17 protein-coding genes are annotated in these 20,239 nt (G+C 41.4%); 6 read left to right on the top strand and 11 right to left on the bottom strand.

From position 1 onward, the window contains the following. Nucleotides 1-27: 27 nt before the first annotated feature. Together AACZ87_RS00345 and AACZ87_RS00350 are read right to left on the bottom strand one after the other, a co-directional pair. Nucleotides 28-1,191, bottom strand: a complete 1,164-nt coding sequence (locus AACZ87_RS00345) for a geranylgeranyl reductase family protein (RefSeq protein ID WP_339863755.1) — start codon at nt 1,189-1,191, stop codon at nt 28-30. Between the two features lie 180 nt (nt 1,192-1,371). Beyond that, entirely contained in the window at nt 1,372-2,214 is an 843-nt protein-coding gene (locus AACZ87_RS00350) for a sugar phosphate isomerase/epimerase (RefSeq protein WP_339863756.1), read from the bottom strand. Nucleotides 2,215-2,302: 88 nt separating this feature from the next. Here AACZ87_RS00350 and AACZ87_RS00355 point away from each other — a divergent pair, with 88 nt between their 5' ends. The 3 genes from AACZ87_RS00355 to AACZ87_RS00365 all read left to right on the top strand — a co-directional run bounded on the left by AACZ87_RS00355 (nt 2,303) and on the right by AACZ87_RS00365 (nt 5,209). Then, nucleotides 2,303-3,346, top strand: coding sequence for a 6-bladed beta-propeller (locus AACZ87_RS00355; protein ID WP_339863757.1), 1,044 nt, complete (start codon nt 2,303-2,305; stop codon nt 3,344-3,346). 74 nt (nt 3,347-3,420) lie between these two features. After that, nucleotides 3,421-3,801: a VOC family protein gene (locus AACZ87_RS00360; protein WP_339863758.1), complete on the top strand. Its 381-nt coding sequence runs from the start codon at nt 3,421-3,423 to the stop codon at nt 3,799-3,801. A gap of 100 nt (nt 3,802-3,901) precedes the next feature. Continuing rightward, complete coding sequence (locus tag AACZ87_RS00365) at nt 3,902-5,209, top strand: HAMP domain-containing sensor histidine kinase (protein WP_339863759.1); 1,308 nt, start codon at nt 3,902-3,904, stop codon at nt 5,207-5,209. Here the strand turns inward: AACZ87_RS00365 and AACZ87_RS00370 are convergent. The 7 genes from AACZ87_RS00370 to AACZ87_RS00400 form a co-directional block, all read right to left on the bottom strand. Further along, nucleotides 5,206-5,766, bottom strand: a complete 561-nt coding sequence (locus AACZ87_RS00370; RefSeq protein ID WP_339863760.1) for an LUD domain-containing protein — start codon at nt 5,764-5,766, stop codon at nt 5,206-5,208. The genes AACZ87_RS00365 and AACZ87_RS00370 overlap by 4 nt on opposite strands. Then, nucleotides 5,766-7,121, bottom strand: coding sequence for a lactate utilization protein B (locus tag AACZ87_RS00375; protein ID WP_339863761.1), 1,356 nt, complete (start codon nt 7,119-7,121; stop codon nt 5,766-5,768). Before AACZ87_RS00375 ends, AACZ87_RS00370 begins: the two co-directional genes overlap by 1 nt. Continuing rightward, on the bottom strand, nt 7,118-7,876 hold the full coding sequence (locus tag AACZ87_RS00380; protein ID WP_339863762.1) for a (Fe-S)-binding protein: 759 nt from the start codon (nt 7,874-7,876) through the stop codon (nt 7,118-7,120). Before AACZ87_RS00380 ends, AACZ87_RS00375 begins: the two co-directional genes overlap by 4 nt. 21 nt (nt 7,877-7,897) lie before the next feature. Beyond that, nucleotides 7,898-9,223 (bottom strand): FGGY family carbohydrate kinase, encoded by a 1,326-nt coding sequence (locus AACZ87_RS00385; RefSeq protein ID WP_339863763.1) that lies wholly within the window; start codon nt 9,221-9,223, stop codon nt 7,898-7,900. 10 nt (nt 9,224-9,233) lie between these two features. Next, on the bottom strand, nt 9,234-10,268 hold the full coding sequence (locus tag AACZ87_RS00390) for a GntR family transcriptional regulator (protein WP_339863765.1): 1,035 nt from the start codon (nt 10,266-10,268) through the stop codon (nt 9,234-9,236). 57 nt (nt 10,269-10,325) lie between these two features. After that, a complete protein-coding gene (locus tag AACZ87_RS00395) occupies nt 10,326-12,446 on the bottom strand; it encodes a bifunctional aldolase/short-chain dehydrogenase (RefSeq protein ID WP_339863767.1) in 2,121 nt (706 codons plus the stop codon). Between the two features lie 393 nt (nt 12,447-12,839). Next, a complete protein-coding gene (locus AACZ87_RS00400) occupies nt 12,840-13,004 on the bottom strand; it encodes a hypothetical protein (protein ID WP_339863768.1) in 165 nt (54 codons plus the stop codon). Between the two features lie 413 nt (nt 13,005-13,417). Here AACZ87_RS00400 and AACZ87_RS00405 point away from each other — a divergent pair, with 413 nt between their 5' ends. The 3 genes from AACZ87_RS00405 (at nt 13,418) to AACZ87_RS00415 (ending at nt 17,397) form a co-directional block, all read left to right on the top strand. Then, nucleotides 13,418-14,692, top strand: a complete 1,275-nt coding sequence (locus AACZ87_RS00405) for a sugar isomerase (RefSeq protein WP_339863769.1) — start codon at nt 13,418-13,420, stop codon at nt 14,690-14,692. Between the two features lie 28 nt (nt 14,693-14,720). Next, nucleotides 14,721-16,193: an arylsulfatase gene (locus tag AACZ87_RS00410; RefSeq protein WP_339863771.1), complete on the top strand. Its 1,473-nt coding sequence runs from the start codon at nt 14,721-14,723 to the stop codon at nt 16,191-16,193. A 184-nt stretch (nt 16,194-16,377) separates the two neighbouring features. Next, complete coding sequence (locus tag AACZ87_RS00415; RefSeq protein WP_339863772.1) at nt 16,378-17,397, top strand: SMP-30/gluconolactonase/LRE family protein; 1,020 nt, start codon at nt 16,378-16,380, stop codon at nt 17,395-17,397. 474 nt (nt 17,398-17,871) lie between these two features. Here the strand turns inward: AACZ87_RS00415 and AACZ87_RS00420 are convergent, their stop codons facing one another. Together AACZ87_RS00420 and AACZ87_RS00425 are read right to left on the bottom strand one after the other, a co-directional pair. After that, complete coding sequence (locus AACZ87_RS00420) at nt 17,872-18,420, bottom strand: GNAT family N-acetyltransferase (protein WP_339863774.1); 549 nt, start codon at nt 18,418-18,420, stop codon at nt 17,872-17,874. Between the two features lie 6 nt (nt 18,421-18,426). Beyond that, the gene (locus tag AACZ87_RS00425; RefSeq protein ID WP_339863776.1) at nt 18,427-20,124 is read right to left on the bottom strand and encodes a mechanosensitive ion channel family protein; all 1,698 of its coding nucleotides are present in this window, start codon (nt 20,122-20,124) and stop codon (nt 18,427-18,429) included. Nucleotides 20,125-20,239: the final 115 nt, after the last annotated feature.

Genomic DNA, 20,239 nt, shown 5'->3' on the forward strand with positions numbered 1-20,239 from the left:
TAAGGTCGGGATTTTAACTTTTCTACTTCACTTAAAAAGGCCTCTTTGCGCTAATGGGTTTCTGATCTCTAGAATTTTATTTTTGATAGTCTTCATCAGATCTTTTGGATAAGTTCTGTTACCGATGTAGATGTCAGTCATGAAGTTGATGGCGTAATCTCCATATTTTCTCAAGAGCATATTTCGGATGATCCGGTAGCTATAGAACCATTTGGCTGCTGTTTGGGATGTTCTGATCTCAGGAAGCATCTCTTTTTCCAGTTTTTGCTCGTATATCGTGCCTGCTCTTTCTGGATTTAGCTCAGATTCTATAATTGCTTCAGCAGCCAATTCCCCACTCCAAAGCGCATTCGAGATTCCTTCTGCGGTCACTGGATCTGCGAAACCTGCAGCATCTCCAATCAGCAAGATATTTTTTCTGTAAAAACCATCTGTTCTGGGAGTAATTGGGATCTGAAACCCATGTGCTTTTTCGCTGATGACTTCCTTGATCTCCAACAGTTCCAGGTATTTCTTATAATACGCTTTGAGATCAATTCTCTTTCTTCTAGTGGAAGCGATTCCCAGTGAAAGATGATTTTCCTTCGGAAAGCTCCATGCGTATCCATGAGGAACGCTATCCATATCAAAGCGCACTTCTTTGGAGAGCCGCTCGAAATCTGCAGGACTTACTTCAACTTCATATTCTAGCGCAGGGATAAGTTTACGGGTTTCTTCCCAGCCGGCGAGTTTCGCAGTAGGACTGAGCGCTCCATCTGCCCCAATAATCAGCCTAACCTGAATATCACCTTGACTGGTGTGAAGGATGGGGTTTTCACCAAAAGTGATAGAAGTTAGCTTATGATCTTGCTTGAGTGTTGCCCCGGCTTCTTTCGCTTTTTCGATCAGGAAATTATCAAAATTGTCCCGCATCACCATGCTGATCACAGGAACGTCCCGCACTGTGCTAAGTACTTTTGATTCACCTGCCATGTAGACCTTCATTCGGTCATATTCTCGGTCCACCACAGATGAAATATCAAAGGGTAATTTGCGTCTACCTCTGAAAACCAATCCTCCACCACAGGTCTTATACCTGGGTAAGGTTTCTTTCTCTATGATAACTGTGGAAATACCTTTTTCTGCTAAATAATAGGCTGCCATAGCTCCCGAAGGCCCACTGCCTATGACCGCAACCTGATAATCATTCATGTGTGCAATTGAAATCAAAGTAAATTTTCAGCGTAAAGAAAACAGAAAATGAAAAGAAACCGCTGTTTTTTTTGCGTTAGTCTAGGCTCGCACACTTTTCACCTTTTACTTCTTACAAAACTTGCCACATTTTACGAGTTAATCACATTCTGACTAGTTGATGTATCCGCTCTCCCAGCGCTAGTTGCTTTTCTCCAGTTCTCTTTTGATAAAGGCTACACTTAAAGGTATTTGAGTGACTGATCTGGAGCTTTCATCTTCGATCGTTAAGTATTCGGTACCTTGTTTTTTAGCTTCCTTGATGATTCCGGCAATATCGATATCTCCGGTGCCCAAAATCACATTGGTTTCTACATCACCCTGCCCATTTTTGGAGCCAGGAGTTCCTTTTTTGCGATCTTTCAGATGTAGGATTGGGAATTTACCTGGATACTTTTTCATGATTTTCAGAGGATCCCCACCGCCCATTTTCACCCAAAACACGTCCATATTGAAGCCGAAGTTTTTAGCATTATCTAGCATGTAATTGAATCTTACTTTGTTGCGATCTTTAGCAAATTCATATCCATGTGGGTGGTATAGGAAAGTGATTCCTTCTTTTTTCAATTCTGCACCTACGGCATTGAAAAGGGCAGTTGCAATTTTAAGTTCTTCCATGGATATAGGTCCTTCAGCATGAGGGATCCAGTAGCAGGTAGCGTATTTTGCTCCATACTTTTTTGCCTGATCTATAATAGGCTGTATGTTTTTGGTGAGTTGAAGGTATTCAGCCCCCACATTGATGATGCGGAGATCGTTGTCAGCGAGAAGTTTGCCATATTCCTCATCAGACATCCCGTAGCCGCCACCACCTTCCAGTGCTGAGATTCCCCATTCAGAAATTAGTTCATGATACTTTACAGGGTCAATTTTCATCTCATTCCTCAGCGAATAGAGCTGAAGGGCAACCTCCTGAGCTTGAATTTGAACTAGAGGAAATAAAGCAATTAGAAAGAGAATTAATTGTCTATAGTATGTTTTCATCTTGTTTTTGGTTAGGGTTTGACCTAAACTATAGAATATTATTCACTTTTCGTAAGTAATCGTTAAATTCCAGTCATAACCCTTACGTATGAATTCAGATCGAAGAAAGTTTATCCAAAATACCTCCCTGATGGGAATTGCTATGTCTATTTCACCCTCTTTTTCCTTTGCTCAAAACCGTGATTTGGTAATCGGTCATGGCGATTTTAAATACCAAGTTGACACCAAATGGGGCCTTTTGGATCCTGCAAAAGTTCCAGTAAACAATTGTCATGAAATGGTGATGGACCGTAAAGGACGGATGATTATGGTCACTGATGAGCCTAAAAATAACGTCATTATTTACGATCAATCTGGTAAATTTATTAAAGATTGGACACTTGGAATGGATCGGGCACATGGCTTGACTTTGGTCGATGAAGGCGATGCGGAATACCTCTGGATATCTGATAACGCAGGAAGAGTAGTGAAAACTACGCTCGATGGTACCATAGTAGCAGAAATAGCAGCACCTGTAAGCGAAGGGATTTATACTGAGAAAATGTCTTTTGTACCCACAGAGACTACAGTTGCTCCGAACGGCGATCTGTATGTAGCAGATGGCTATGGTTCTCAGTTTTTTCTACACTACGATAAAAACGGAAAGTTCATCCGCAAATTCGGAGGAAGTGGTTCCGGTGATGCCCAGTTTAGTACGGCACATGGAATTACCGTAGATCAGCGTGGGGGCAAGGCACCAACCTTAATTTGTACTTCCCGTGGGCATAATTCCTTTAAACGATTCACCATGGATGGAAAGTATATGGAAACGATTTTCTTGCCGGGTGCTTTTGTTTGCAGACCTGTGATTCATGGGGAAAATCTCTATGCTGGAGTTTGTTGGTCTAGATTAAGATATTTGGAACAAACGCCAGATTCTGGTTTTGTGACTATTCTGGATAAGGACAATAAAGTGGTGTCAAATCCTGGCGGAACTGCCCCTGAGTACCGAAATGGAGAGCTTCAGCTGATGGTTCAGTCTGAGGCTATTTTCAAGCATTGTCACGATGTGTGTATAGATCAAGATGAAAATATCTACGTATGTCAGTGGAATGCTGGCAAAACCTATCCGATCAAGCTTTCACGAATTTAAATTATTGAAGTAACTTACAGCTGCTTTATAAATCTTTGGATTGCTTTCATCTTTAAATTTTAATTTTCTGAATCATGAATAAAGTAACTGTTGGCTGGTTTGAAATACCAGTGAAGGACATGGATCGTGCAATTGATTTTTACCAGAAAGTTTTTGACTGCTCCTTACAAAAAGTGGAAATGGGAGACTTCCAGATGGCAATGTTCCCCGGTGAAGGTGGGGGCAAAGGTGCTGAGGGAAGCTTGGTCATGCACAAGGAATTCTATGAGACAAGTAAGTTGGCTGGGGCTCTAATCTATTTTTCTTCCGATGACGTATCTATTGAGCTTGCAAAAGTAGAGCTGGCTGGAGGAACTGTCCAAATTCCAAAAAGAATGATATCACCTGATTATGGATATATGGGTGTTTTTCTAGATTCTGAAGGAAATAGAATAGCCCTGCATTCAATGAGTTAATTCGAGAAAAACACCTTTGGACTTTTGCCACTAGTTTAGATTAGTCTAGTAGCAGGTTCGAGTTTAAATTTTATAGTTCAAATTAGTTTAGTTTATTTTTATGCTGCTTACCAAAGGCTTAGTGCTTTCTGAGGAGAATGTTACAGATCTAGAGTACATCCAACGCGAAATAGCAAAAATCTTTGCGCTTTTGGCATTTGCCCTACTTCTTTTGCTGGGTGTTACTGATATGTTTCTGGGAATGTCTCCAGTGATAGTTTGGGTTAAAATCGGACTAGCGCTTCCTTTTTTGGCTGCGTATTTTATCATTTCTAAATATGGGAAAATAAAACTAGCGCTGAATGTTTTGCTTTTCCTTGCGCATGTGGTCATCTGTTTTAATTTTCTTTATAATGACGGAAATGACGGTCCCACGATCTATGCTTTTTTCCTGATGCTTGTTGTTTCCTCTCTCTTGATTCAGGGATGGGGCAAAATTGCTTGGTTTCTGGGGTCTCTTGCTATGTTCTTCGTATTGTTCTACGGGGAGTCGGAAGGCTTTATTCAGGTTGAGCATTTCTACGAAGGTGTGCAAAATCAGTTTGTCGACCACACAATCACCTTGCTTTGGATCAGTGCTTTTGTATTTACCGTTTTACACTTTTTTACCAAGAGTTATAGAAACCAATCTCAATTGCTTCATTCAATTAAGCTAAGACAGGATCAAACGCTCGATGAAGTAAGCATGCTAAATGACCAAAAGAACAGGCTAATAGCGATATTATCCCATGATCTGAAAAACCCCATAGGAATGCTACATATGACGCTGGACATGGTAGAAAAAGGGCTTTTTGAACCTGGGGAAATGGAGCAAATTCTCAAAAATCTGAAAGGACAGAGCTTTCATCTGAATAAAGTGCTAAATAATACGCTGGGTTGGGTGATGACAGAGCTGGAGGACAAGCCAATTGAGCTACATCGGATTAGTTTGCTGGAACTGACACAGGAAATGAGAGAGATGATGCTAGTGCAGGCTCAGGAGAAAAATCAACTTATTGAAGTGTCTATAGAGGGAGAGGATCAGTATATTTCTTTGGAAATCAATGAAATAAAGATAATTCTTAAAAATCTTCTCGATAATGCAATCAAGTTTGCTCCCTTGAACACCACTATTAATCTAGACTTGAAGATCAGCCAAGAAAAGTTAGTATGGAAAGTATGTAATCCAGGAGCTACTATTTCTCAAGCTGATCAAATGGAACTTTTTGACTTTCGCGCTAGAACTTCCTACGGTACCAAAAAAGAAAAAGGAACAGGTGTAGGCTTACCTCTCTGCAAAAGAATTGCTGATAAAATCAATTTTGAGTTGAAATATAACAGTTCTAGAGAGGGACACAATTGCTTTGCTCTCTCCAAAAAGCTGGGCTAGAGTATCACAACTCTGAGGCTCATGGCTCCATGTGCGCCTACCACCAGTGACTGCTCAATGTCTGCTGTTTTCGATGGGCCGGCAATAAATACTCCGAAGCCAGAATTGGTGGAACCAATGAGTTCATAGGCTTGGTGCATATTTCCCACTATATTTTCCTTCCTGACCACGATCACCAGATGCGCGGTGATGAATGGGAGTGCTCTGAGGTCTAGGTTACTTTCATCCAGCCAAATTGCGGCATTCTCGGCAGAAGCAAATTGTCCTTCAATAATTGCCAAATCCAAATCAGCGAACTTTGAGGGGTGATTAGGTAAGTCACAATTGGAATAAGATGCAAAGGTGGGTGAGGCGCTGTAGATTTTCGGGAAGCTAGTTTCTGCAAGTAACTGCTTCAGCTCTTCCTTAGTTACCACAGTTCCTTTATTGCCACTTAAAGACTCCGTATAGGTTGCTACTAGGTCGTCTGCTACATCGAAATCAGGGATTTCCGGAAGTGGCTTTTCTTCCATGTTCAATCCTTTGATCGATGCTAATATGGATGCTTTACTGCTCATTATCTATTCTTTTTGTACCAATCCTTGAAAGATTCCTCAGGTAAACCTGGTAGGTTTCTCCCTTTTCCCCAAGCATTCAGCGGATTGTAAATTACGCTATCAGGTAAGGTCTTCAGGGAAGCTCGCATCATTTTGCCGGAGATTTTATAGGCTAGCGGGCTTTTGAAAATACCATTAGCCAATTTCATGGAGAGTCCTTTGAGAGATGATCCCTGAGCCTTAGTGATCTCTTGCCGCCATTCGTAAAGTTGCTCGTGAATGTTGATTTTCACAGGGCACACATCTGAGCAGCTTCCGCAAAGTGTGGAAGCAAAAGGTAAGGTACTGTATTTCTTTAGGTCGATTCCTGGTGAAAGGATAGAACCTATTGGTCCAGGAACGGTACTTCCATAGCTAAAGCCACCACTACGGCGATAGATGGGACAGGTATTCATGCACGCGCCACAGCGTATGCATTTCAACGAATTTCTAAATTTTTCTCTTCCAAGTTGCTTTGTTCTGCCATTGTTCACCAAGATCAAATGGAGTTCCTTTCCAGGAGAAGGGCTTCTAAAATGCGAGTTGTAATTGGTGATAGACTGACCGGTGGCAGATCTTGCCAAGAGTCTAAGGAAAACCCCAAGGTCTTTTCTGCGGGGGATTAGCTTCTCTATGCCCATGCAGGCGATATGCGTATCTGCCAAATGAACACCCATGTCTGCATTCCCTTCATTTGTGCAGACTACGAATTCGCCTGTTTCTGCAACGGCAAAATTGACTCCTGTTATTGCGACTTTTGCCTGAAGAAATTTCTCTCTGAGATGTAATCTTGCAGCATGCGTGAGGTATACAGGATCTATATTTCCTTTTTCTGTTTGTAGCTTTTCGTGGAAAATATCCGAAATATCGGACTTTTTCAAATGAATAGCTGGCATCACGATGTGACTTGGTGGCTGCTTGAGAAACTGAATAATCCGCTCTCCCAAGTCTGTATCTACTACTTCCACTCCTCTTTCTTCCAGGTAAGGATTAAGATGGCATTCCTCCGTCAGAATAGATTTACTCTTGACGATAGCTTTGCAGTTTTTTTCCTCCAGGATTTTTCCAATGATCTGATTATGCTCATCAGCATTCTCAGCCCAGTGAACCTTTATGCCATTTGCGGTAGCATTTTTTTCCAATTCCTTTAGATAGTAGTCGAGTTTGGAAAGTGTGTGATCCTTAATTTGTGATGCGAGTTCTCTGAGTTTTTCCCACTCCGGGATTTGATGGATCGTAGCATCACGCTTTTGACGTACAATCCACAGCGTATCATCATGCCATTTGGCACGTGCTTTATCTTTCAGAAATACCGTGGCGTTCTCCGGATGACTCATGAGATGACTTGGTTTAAGACTTCTGCAAAGTGCATTAATTTAATAGTGTCTTTGTCCCGGGAGACGATTCCCTGCATATGCATGATGCAGGACATGTCTCCACCGACGATGATTTCCACGCCTTTGTCCACATGGTCTGCGATTCGGTCTTTTCCCATTTGGACTGAGATGGCTTCTTCACTTACAGCGAAAGTCCCACCGAATCCACAGCATTCATCTTTTCTGGTTAACTCCACTACCTCCAATCCTTCCAAATCCTTCATCAATTGAAGGGTTTTGTTGAATTTAGGTTCGTTTCGCTCCGAATCACTTGCTAGTCGAAGACCACGAAGCCCGTGACAGGAAGCATGAAAGCCAATTTTATGAGGGAAACTTCCCTTGATCGAATCTACTTTTAGCACGTCAGTGATAAATTCGCTGAGTTCGTAGATATTCGACTGTACGTGTTGTTGGTTTTTTTGAAGTTTATCTATTTTCGGAGAGTGCTCCTTTACGTGAAGGACACAGCTTCCTGAGGGGGCTACGATGTAGTCGAATTGTGCGAAATCACGAATGAACTTTGATGTAGTATCAGTTGTGTTTGCTTCGAAACCTGCATTAGACATGGGTTGTCCACAGCAGGTCTGGGCTAGTGGATACGTGACTTTGCAGCCTAGTTTTTCGAGCAATTCTAAAGTCGCAATTGCTACATTGGGATAAAACTGGTCGATATAGCAGGGGATAAACAGGCCAATATGTGGTGCGTCTTTTTTCATGGGGGATGTAAATTAAGCCATCTATTCCATTGATACCAACATAGCAGCCCCTAATGCGGACCCATTCGGGAAATCACTTGGGATGATGGTCAATTCCGGTAGTTTTTTGCGAAGCATCTCCACAAAGATATCGTTGGCATTGAAGCCGCCGTCGATGAAAAGTCGGCCTACTTGGGCATTGTCGATGACTAGTTTTATTGCGGCTGTTTGCAGCTCTGTGAGCTCATGGATAAAGGTGTAATACGCTTCATTGAACTCCTGAAAAGCTGCAAAATTACTTTCGTTGGCTTGATCTAAGCCATAGTCTTCCGGCTTGAGGTATTGAAAATGTATACGCTTTTCAGTAAAATCTCTAACTTTTTCAAAAAGCATTGCGTTGAATTTCAGTTTCTTATACGTGCCCTGAGGCATCTGAAAATATTCATAGAGCTTTTCTATTTGGTATTTGTGCTCTTCTCCTATGAACAATCGCGAGATTTTAATTGGCTCCCCTTTGATACTCAAAAACTGCAAGCAGTCACTCTTAAGCTCTTTTTTGGTGAGGGTAGTTTTGTTAAATGGATTGATGCAAATCGACCAAGTACCAGTCGAAAGTAAAGCAAAAGGTTTCTCTTCCTGCTTGATGTAAGGAAGTAGGGCCGATGAAGAATCATGGACACCGATGCCACAAGGGATATTTCCGAGTTCTGGTTTCGTCTTCAGAAGCGTGTTTCCAGGTACTATTGGAGGAAGTAGCTTCCTGATTTCTTCCTTGTCTACCCACTCATGGTAATCATTTGCTTCGTAGTCCCAAAGTCCTGTGTGACAGCCTATACTCGTGTAATCCGACACCATCTCTCCAGTAAAGAGGAAACTTAGGTATTGTGGGAAATGGAAGGAATGAGAGATTTTCCTGAAGAAATCCGGCTTGGCGTATTTGATAAAGTATAACTGCAGACCTGAGTTCAGCATCGCCAAAGGAGGCGAGGAAGTCGCTCTGCAGAAGGTCATTTTACCACCATTTTCAGCATAAAATCTTTTTAATAGATCTTCCGGAAATGGTTTCAGGTAATCGTAAAGTGGTGTAGCAGGAAGGCCATTTTCATCTGTATGCACGAATGATGCACCATGACAAGAGAAATTCAAGCGCTTGATCTGATAGTCCGGTGATTTCAATGCTTCCTTAAAGGTCTTCAGCATCCAATCTTCCAGTGGTGCCAGCGGTTCACTTGGGAAATTATCTTCATCAGGAATAGCATCTAGACGTATGTAGGAACTGTGTACTTCGGTTAAATTTTCGTCAAATAGAAAGAATTTCTTGTTCGTCCTGCCGATGTCAAAAACAGCCGTTACTGGAATTTTACTCATAGCTACGCTATCAAAGCGATTTTCGAATGATCATTTTGAATGGACTCTTTAGAGGCATCTTGTCCTCTTCTCCCAAGATTTGATTTGCAATGGTAGTTCCCATTTCGACGAAGTCAGTTGAAATAGTCGTGATACCTTCTGCCAGAATTTCCTTCAATGGAGTCTCGTTATACGAGATGATTCCTATGTCTTTTCCTAGTTGGAAGGCTTGCTCACGGGACTTTTTTACAATATTTGCGAGATCTGTTTCTGCCAATACGATGAAGGAATCTCCTTCGTAAAGTGGCTCATCATCAATACCATCAAGGATAAGGTTATTGAAATTGTGGAAGAAGCAAAAACGCTTAAAGCCATCAATGATCTCAACAGGATACATGTCTCCTTTTGGGAAAACAAGAATCAATCTGGAGTATTTTCTCAAATGTGTAATACCTGACTCCAATGCTTCGAGAATGTCTCTTGCAAAATCCTGATAAACTCCTGGGAATTCATTTTCATGACCTTTTACATCACGATCCATGATCAGGAGTTTATCTTTAGGAATTTGCTGGATGAGGTCGTAGCACGTTTCCGGATGATTCTGCTCATCAAAGAAATGTGGTGCCAAGACGTAGTAATTGTAGTTCCCCAAGTTGCGCTCCAGCAGGTTTTCGAAAATCGTGCGATTGTAATGGTGAATCTGCAGATCCACCGTCGCTTGGTCTCCTAATGTCTCCACTATTGAATAATAGATAATCTTCTTGTAGGAGCTCAGCTTATTGAATATCAATAACACCTTTAATTTGTTAGCCATGTTAGTAGAACTTACATAGAATCCCTTGCCTCTCACTGAAGTGATGATTCCACGATCGCGAAGCTCATTGTAGGCTTTTTCTACCGTGTCACGCGATAGGAGAAAGTCAAAGCTGGTTTCGTTGATAGAAGGTATTCTATCTCCGATTTTGAGCTTGCCACTGTCAAGATCGTCAAGAATAAGATTGACTACTTGCATATACTTAGGAGTTCTAGAATCCGTGTGGATTCTTTCAGATTTGTCAACTAACATAGCATTCTGGGTTATTGTGGGGGAACTAGAGGGAATCGAGGTTTATTAATACATAGGCTATCTTGGGAATGCAGCGGCCAATCCACCATCTACATTCAGCATATTACCTGTTGTTTTGCCAAGCTGACCACTTACGAAGACAAATGCTGCATCTGCAATGTCACTTGTTTTAACACTTTCTTTCAATAGGGTACGATTTGCATAGAATTGTGGCAAGTCTTTTACTTCAATTCCGTAGGCCTTCGCGCGGTTTTCACCCCATCCACCTTCCCAGATGTTTGAGTTTTCGATCACTGCATCTGGATTCACTACATTGACTTTGATTTTGTCTTCCGCCAATTCCGCCGCCATCAATCTTGACATATGTAATTGTGCTGCTTTGGCAGTGCCGTACGCCACATTTTTTGCACCGGCTACCAAGCCATTTTTACTTGCAATGTTTACAATGTCTCCACCATGACCTTGAAGCTTCATGATTTTCACTCCAGCTTTGGAGATATGATATTGACCCATCACCAAGATGTCATTCAGTCTGTCCCAGTCTTGATCTGTGTGATCTTCAAAAGACTTGCTTATAGAAATTCCAGCATTATTCACCATGATATCCACTCCTCCAAACTGAAGACAAGTCGCTTCTATCGCAGCCTCCAAGCTTTCACCATTAGTCACATCCAACTTTACAGTTAAAAACGCATCTCTCCCGTATTTTTTCAATAGGGCTTCACCAGTGGTTTGAAGTCTGTCTCCATCGATGTCAGTCACTACTACACAGGCGCCTTCTTGGATATATTTCTCTGCGATTGCCAAGCCAATTCCTCCTGCACTACCTGTGACCAAAGCCACTTTTCTAGATAGTGGTTGTTCTTTTGGCATTCTTTGAAGTTTTGCTTCTTCTAGCAACCAGTATTCAATATTGAATGCTTCTTGTAGTGGCAATGAAACGTATTCGGATACGGCCTCAGCACCACGCATTACATTGATAGCATTGATATAGAATTCGCTAGCTACACGGCTGGTTTGCTTATTTTTTGCGTAGCTGAACATTCCCACACCTGGCCAGATAAGTATTACCGGGTTAGGGTCACGCATAGCTGGGCTATTTGGATGTTTGTGGTTTTCGTAATAATCAGCATACATTTCGCGGTAAGCTTGAAAAGCTGCTTCCAATTGCTCTTTAATCGCCGCAAGATCAGATAGATCTGCATCTGCAGGGATATCCATTACTAAGGGAGAAATCTTTGTTCTTAAGAAGTGATCTGGACAGCTGGTTCCCATAGGAGCTAGCTTACTCAAATCATGGCTGTTGATGAACTGAAGTACTTCAGGAGCATCGGTAAAGGTTCCAACCATCAGATTCTCAGAGGATGCAAGACCTCTCAATAGAGGAGCAAGTTTTGCTGCTTGGCTTTTTCTCTGCTCAGGAGCAAGAGACTGTACTTTCTCACCTCCGAATACTGGTCGTTTCTTACCGTAATTCTGAGCTAAGTATTCAGAAGCTGTTTCAATCACTTCCAGGCTATTGATATAGCATTCGTAAGCGGTATCACCCCAAGTGAAAAGCCCATGTCCACCGAGCATAATGCCGCGGATTCCCGGGTTATCGTCCAGCGCTTGCTTCAGTTGAAGACCAAGATCGAAACCTGGTTTTTGCCATGGCACCCACGCGATTTGACCATTCCAAAGGTCCTGAGTGATTTGCTCTCCGTCTTTTGCGGCAGCAATAGCAATCGCAGCATCCGGATGTAAGTGATCTATGTGCTTAAAGGGTAAAAATGAGTGTAAAGGCGTGTCAATAGAAGGAGCTTTGGACTTTAAGTCATAGATGCAGTGGTTGAAAAGCTCAACCATTTCGTCCTCAAACTCCAAACCTCTGTAGATTCCTTTTAAGGCACGTAGCTTATCAACGTACAGACCAGCTAAACCAGCTTTAGTCAACGTTCCGATGTCTCCACCCGAACCTTTTACCCACATTACTTCAACCTGCTCATTAGTGAGTGGATCGGCTTCATAGGTTTTGCAGCTGGTATTCCCACCACCATAATTGGTGATTCTCAGATCTGCTCCGAGTATATTAGATCGGTAAATAAGAAGATCAACTTCTTTGCCCTCGAGCTTAGATGCTACGGCATCATTCCAGAGGTAACTTACGTGCTTAAAGTTTTGTGTTGTTATGCTCATTGCGTTTAGCAGATTGTTCTGATAGTGAATATGGGAGAAAAGATTACCTCAGGTATCCTGTGCTGTCTTGAATACTAAAGATTTTTCATCAATGTTAACGATTGATTTTAGTATTTATATTTTGCAAATGGTTACAATAAGGGTTTTTATGTAGTTTAATATCTTTAATTCAAAATATAATTTTGTCTAGAGGTAGCACCTTGGCTTTCTGAAAAAGATAAACTCTTACAAGTTAATTTCTTGAACTATTTCAGAGGAACTCAAATTAAATTTTGGATTCCCAATCTAAAAAGGAATTAGCATTATCCATAAAAATCAGTTAGGAACTGTCTTTACAAAGTATGACGTCGGTAATGCATGAAGTTTTGATTTAGACACTCCATTATTATAATATTAAACTAGCTGCTTTTCTACCAGTAAGGTGGCAAAAGCAATGTAAGATCTGTTAGACTTAAGATTTGAGGCCACTTCAGCCTGTCCCGCCAGTGCGGGAGTCATCCGTCTTTCTATCTGATAAGCAAAGAATTTATGGTGACTTGCGCCATTGTGAATACACATAATATAAAATTCGCTTTACCAATTTTTTAAAATTGAGGGCTTAAGTTGGTTGCCATTTTGTACAGAATTATGAAAAAGTACAGGGAACTGCTCAAGCTGCTTGATTCATAAATTTGGATTAGTCCTGTTTTTTGATAGGTTAAATTGAGGGAGTTTCGTCGGATAATTAAATTTTCTGTTCATGGAAATTCGACTTAGAAATGTGTTTAAGGGGTGTTTTCTGAGCAGTCGGCTAGAAATTAGAGAGTAAAGGGTAATAACAATTGTAATGTGGTCAAGCTGTTTACATCTCCTTTTCAAAGTTCAAAAATCAATCTAAAAAGCAAATTTTAGGCGTTCAAAGGGATCATGAGCTTTTTTGAATTGCCCCTAAATTGACCAAAAAGAGTATTCACACAACAATCGTATTAAGAATGAGAATTTCAGAGGACCAACTTGCATCATTTTCTTCAACTGACTTTCATGTTCGATCTCTAGATCTTTTGCGTGAGCGATTCTCTAAGCAGCCAATGGATTTTGAAGAGATCATACGCAATATTCAAGAATTTCAGATTGCTATTCCAAGTGCTGCTCTAGGCAACGGTCGCGCCAATGCCAAGCGATCTAGGACGGGCGGAGAGCCACGAAATCTAGCAGAGAAATTGGAGGATATTGGGCTTTTGCAGCAGCTCACCTGCAAGACTAACTCAGTGTCGGTTTATATCCCCTGGGATTTGCCAGATGATTTTCAGGAAGTGAAAGATTTGGCCAATGAATTATGTCTAAAATTCGACACTATGAATAGTACGAGTTCCCAAGATGAAAATCAAAAAGCTTATGCCAAATTAGGCTCGTTGGGTAATTCAAATAAAGCAATTAGAGATGAAGCGATTGCTCATAATGAGGATGTAATCTCTATTGGGAAAAAACTAGGGAGCAAGGGCTTGACTGTTTGGATGGCTGACGGGAGTAATTTTCCGGGTCAATCCAAATTCAGGAGCACACTCAGATGGACGGAAGAATCTCTTCGCGAAATCTATGAATTCATGCCATCGGACTGGGATTTGATGCTAGAATATAAGCCATACGAGCCCAATTGTTACCATACAGTAGTTCCGGACTGGGGTACCTCTTCTATGCTTGCCAAAAGATTGGGGTCAAGAGCCAAGGTTTTGGTAGATCTTGGTCAGCATTTACCTAAAACGAATGTAGAGCAGATCGTAGCAACCTTAATGCATCAAAATCTACTTGCTGGCTTTCACTTCAATGATAGCAAATATGGAGATGATGATCTCAATCCAAGTAGTATCAAGCCATATCAGTTATTCCTGATTTTTTGTGAATTGATAAGCGGAGATATGGATAAAGCCCAAGCTTGGGAAAGTATTTCATGGATGATAGATGCGAGTTACAATACGCAAGATCCCTTAGTCGATTTAATACAAGCCTTGGAAACGATCACTATTGCCTATGCGAAGGCGATGCTTGTGGATCGAGAAAGGCTGAATGAATGCCAGCTAAATGGGGAGTGTTCCCAGGCCCAAGAAATCCTTCAAATGGCCTATTTAACAGATGTGAGACCGTTGGTGTGTGAAGCTCGGGTGCGATCCGGCGGTGCTGCCGAACCATTGGAAGCATATAGAATCCTTATGATTCGCAATAAATTGGTTCAGGAAAGAGGGGTTAAATCCTATTCTTCCATTTTTTAGCCAGAAGAAAAACTTATTATCTTCGGCTATGAAACAACCCTATGCAGTACCAGTGAAGCTGATTTTTCTAGCTTTTTCCTTTGCTCTTTCTAGCTGTAGCACTAAAGAGAAAAAGGAAGTAGAACTAGAAAAGAAGACTAATATCGTTTTTATTCTTGCAGATGATCTAGGATATGGGGATCTGGGATTTCTGGGACAGGAATACATAGAAACGCCAAATATTGATCGCCTAGCAAAGGAAGGGATGTTTTTTACCAATCATTATTCTGGAGCTACAGTTTGTGCGCCATCCCGATCGTCTTTTCTGACAGGATTGCATACTGGTCATACGCCGATTAGAGGTAATAGAGAAGTCCAGCCTGAGGGGCAATATCCAATGCCGGATTCTGTTGCTACAGTTGCTAAAGTGCTGGAAAGTGCCGGATATAAAACAGGTGCCTTTGGGAAATGGGGGTTAGGATTTGTGGGGACCACTGGAGATCCAAATCAGCAAGGTTTCGAGCAGTTTTATGGGTACAACTGTCAGCGCTATGCACATCGATATTATCCTGCACACCTTTGGCGCAATAGCGAAAAGAAGGTGCTGGAAGGAAATGGTTGGGTAGAAAAAGCCATCTACGCACCAGATGTGATTCAAAAAGAGACCATCACGTTTATCGAAAACAATAAGGACAATCCATTCTTCTTGTTTATGCCTATTGTCATGCCGCACGCAGAATTGGCCGCGCCTGAAGATGAGCTTATTCAAAAGTACAGAGCTAAGTTTGGGAAAGAGAAGGCCTACCCTACGAGAGAAGGTTCTGAGTATGGTCCTGATTTGAACATCTCTGCTTACCAATCTCATCCTACTCCACATGCTGCCTTTGCAGCGATGGTAGAGAGAATGGACGTATATGTAGGAGAGGTGCTAGCCAAACTGGAGGAGTTAGGTTTATCTGAAAATACTCTAATCATTTTTGCTTCGGACAATGGCGCGCATCAGGAAGGTGGAGCTGATCCTGATTTTTTTGACAGCAATGGGCCATTTAGAGGGCACAAGAGAGATTTGTATGAAGGTGGAGTTCGTACTCCTATGATTGCATGGTGGCCAGGGAAAATCAAGGCGGGTTCTCAGAGTGATCATATTTCAGCATTCTGGGATTTGCTACCCACTTTTTCGGAAGTAGCAGGAGCTGAAGTTCCTAAAAACATCGATGGGATCTCCTTTTTACCTGCGATGCTCGAGCAAAAGAATCAGAAGGAGCATGAATACTTGTATTGGGAGTTTCATGAGCAAGGCGGAAAGCAAGCTGTACGTCAAGGGAAATGGAAAGCTGTGAAACTTCAGGTTTTTGGAAGTGAAAATCCTACCGTTGAATTATATGACCTAAGTGTTGATATAGGCGAAGAGAATAATGTTGCGGCAGAAAATCCTGAAAAAGTAAAGGAATTAGTAGAATTGATGGATTCTTCTCATTCCTCAAATCCAATTTTTGGTTTGCTGCCTGCAGAGAGAAAGTGAGGCAAAAACGTAGAAAGGCGGAAAATTATTTCCGCCTCTCAATACCCAATCTATTTACTGATATAACTATCTATATATTAAAAATAGCCAGACTAACCGATTAGAGTGTCCTTTTGTATCCTGTTTTGGTGAAATTGATTCATATTAGTAGTTACTTGAGTTCTTTTTAATGAAAGATAACATAATGAGAAATACACTAGGATTAGTTTTCATTAGCTCTTTGCTAGCCTGTTCAGCTCCGAAGACTGCTTCTGAAACCGAAGCAGTTACTGTGACTTATAAGACTGTAGGTTCTGTAGAGAGATTGAAATCCCAGCTAACCACGCTGATCCCCGAAGGAGCAGAAATTGAGGTAATTGCTTCTGGATTCGAGTGGTCGGAAGGTCCGCTTTGGTTAGAAGATCAACATGCCCTTATCTTCACCGATGTTCCAACCAATAAAATATGGAAGTGGACGGAGGCAGATAGTCTAAGCCTTTTCCTAGAGCCATCAGGGTATTTGGGGTCTGAGACTAATAAGAAAGAACCTGGAGCCAATGGTTTAGCTTTGGATCAAAATGGCTCTTTAATTCTCTGTCAACATGGTGAAAGAAGGCTTGCGCTGATGAATTCTCCAATTTCTACACCTACTCCGGAGTTTATTCATTTGGTAGGTGATTATGAAAAAAAGAAATTTAATAGTCCTAATGACCTCGTTTTAAATCAGACGGGTCAGATTTTTTTCACGGATCCTCCTTATGGATTGGATGATTGGGATCCCAAAGAGTTAGATTTTCAAGGGGTGTATAGACTGGACAAAGATGGGACACTGAATTTGCTTTTGGATACCCTTTCACGGCCAAATGGTATAGGTCTTAGTCCTGATCAAAAAACGCTTTACATTGCTCAATCTGATCCCCTTAAGGCCAGGTATTATGCTTATGAGCTCAGTGAGGATGCTACTATTGTAAGTGGAGAAGTTCTATTTGATGCTACTTCAGCAATTGGGGCTGAGCGACCTGGATTACCTGATGGAATGGCTATTCATAGTTCGGGAACACTCTTCGCGTCTGGACCTGGAGGGATTTTGGTTATCAGCCCTGAGGGTGAGCATTTGGGGACTATACTGACTGGTCAGGGCACGGCAAACTGTGCTTTCGATAGCGAAGAAAAGTATTTGTACATGACTGCAGATGCCTTCTTGATGCGAATAAAACTCAAGTAAGAAGTTCCTGCCTTTTGATTTTATGAAAAATTCTATTGAAATGTTAACAACAAGTTGACAGCCATGTGTTTAGGGTTGATAACGCTGTTGATTTAGAATATAATTTGGTGCAAAGATGGTGGGGAACTAAGAGGGCAAAAAGTTGTCTTTGGGCGAATTTAAGAAGATATTTATTAAACCAAGTAAGAGATAATAAGACCGGGAATACAATCTCGGATAAGGATTGAAAATTCAACTTGAACTATGAATGGTCAAGGTCCTACGGGACTTTGTCTGAAATGGGAAACCACAGAAGTGTTGATAGAAGCCTTCAAAGTTTAGAAGGGTTAGGTTTGAAAATCATTATTATGAATCCGGGTAACTGGAGGAAACGTCTTAAACAGTAGCTTGGCTCTATTCGATGACTATGGTCATCAATTAGAGAAGGGGAAACGTTCGTAAGAGGGTTTCCCTTTTTGCTTATTTAAGACTTTTTCACCAATCCCAAATCACAATATTCCATTCCTCCACACCATCGTGGAAGGTATGAACTCCTTCAAATCCCACGCGATGATGAGCTCTTAGAGATCGAAGATTAGATGTAGAAATCTCGGTGATGGCAAAATCATATTTTCCCGAGAAAACCTCCCGATAATACCCATAGCAGCTCTCAAAAAGTCCTTTGCCACGATATTCTTTACCTATGCACACTTGCCCTACTGCCAAGTAGTTGTATGAACTCACCTTTTTCCCATTATATACTACTTGGTCAAATTGATTGAACATTGGGATTAGCTGCGGGATATCGGATTTGGAGGCTTTCGTCATCGCTAAAATATAGGCAACGACTTTATCCCCATCTAAGGCTACTACTTGGCTTTCTATAGCATCAAGTTTCTGTAAATCCGCTAAGGAGTGTTGGACAAAAACGAAGCCTTGAGCGTCTTTCTCTTCTACAGTAATTAATGCTTTTAAATTTGCACGTTGGAGCGCTATGATCCCTTGCAAATCATCGGATGATTTGCTCTGAGTAAGAGTTAGCATGTGTGGCTAGGAGGGTAATTGGTCTTCGGATTTATCAGAATTATCATCGGTAGTGTTAGATGGGCTAATTTTTCCTTCTGGTAAATAAGTAGGAGGTATAGTAATCTGATTGCCGTCACGGGCTGCTCGGTAATGGGGAGACATTATCTCTACGCCAGCTTCATTGAACGCATCCTGGATGAAAGCGTGGAGGTCAGAGTAGATGACAGCTGCTTTTTCAGGATTGACAGTGTATGCGTTGATTTGATAGCTGACATAGAAATCATCCAAACTGGTTTGCAGTACAAATGGGGATGGGGCTTTCAAAATCAAGTTTGTATTCAACGCGGAACCTATCAAAAGTTCATGAACTTGTCTCCAAGGTACATCATACCCGATGGTGACAGTAGAATGAAGGATCAGACCAGGTCCATTGGCTTCGACTGAGTAGTTGATCGTTTTGCCAGCGAGGATAGAGGCATTAGGGATGGTTACCTCCTCATTTTTGATGGTTCGAAGTCTTGTGACAAGCATGGTTTTCTCGATCACATCACCTGTAGTATCGCCGATTTTGACCCTGTCACCGAGTTTAAATGCTCTCATGTAGATGATGACTAATCCTGCGATGATATTGCTAATAGCTGAAGATGAGCCCAAAGAAATCAATAATCCAAGAAACACACTTACTCCTTGGAAGGCTGGAGAGTCAGAAAAGGGCAGGTAATTGAAAATGACTATGAAAGAAAAGGCGATAACAATAATCTTAACCAGATTAAATGTTGGTTTTGCCCATTCAGGATAAAAGCCAGGAATAGATAAAGTACCTCTTTCGACTTCAGCAGAGATTAAGTTTATGGCTTTTACAATATAATAGGTAATGAATGTCACCACCAGTATCATGAAAAGCTCATCTAAATAGTCAATAAACCCAAATAATATCGCCTTGAGTGGAGAGGTGATATAGGCTAGTAATGTGGTGGCTATTCCTTTGGTAGCAGGAAAAATACTGAAGATGATCGGTAATGAGAGGTAAAGAAGGATGGTTATCAAAAGAATCTTAGTTCCTCTCATGATCAAAAAGAACAGCTTCTCTTCTCGATGAGCAGATAGAATTTCAAAATCCTTTATTTTGACTCCTTTGAAATAGTTGTGCCATTTCCGAAGGATGAAATCAATGAGGGTATTGAAGCCTTTGTTGATTAATTTCACCAAGAAAAACAGGACTATAAAAATTCCTATCAGGATCCCCGTTCTAATAAGGTTTTTAGTTAAGCTTTTTTCTCCATGATGGGTGTGATAACTTGCTTTGATAGCTTTTATATGCTCTTCGGCTAGCTTTTCCTTGTCCTTACCCGATAGTTTAGCATCAGCTTGGGTGATGGTAGAGATGATTAACTCTCCATGCATGATCTCAACTTCGATCGTGTCATTATACGACTTCAATAGTGTTGTGTCGAGCTCATCATTCTCTGACAGCATCGCCAATTTATTGCTTTGACTAGCAGCTCTTTCGGCAGCACTATACGGGCCAAGATTGGTGCTGATATAATATAGGGTGTCTGTAAATAAGACTACAGGAAACTTCTTCTCTACCACTTCCACCTTAGGGATAGTGTCTAGCTCTGTTTGCGCTGACGATAGAGTAGTGGTAAGAGCGTAAAAGAAACTCAGAAGGAGCAGGGCTTTCCAGGTAATTGCTCTAATTTGAAAGAATTTAAAAATCATACGTGCCCATCGTTTTAACGCTTACTCAAAGATATATAGGATATGATTATACGCAATGATGCCAATCACCTTAGATCCTTTGCTTAGCTGGTCGGAAGACCGATGACTCCCGCAC

The organism is uncultured Algoriphagus sp., from assembly GCF_963974365.1.
Lineage (GTDB): Bacteria > Bacteroidota > Bacteroidia > Cytophagales > Cyclobacteriaceae > Algoriphagus.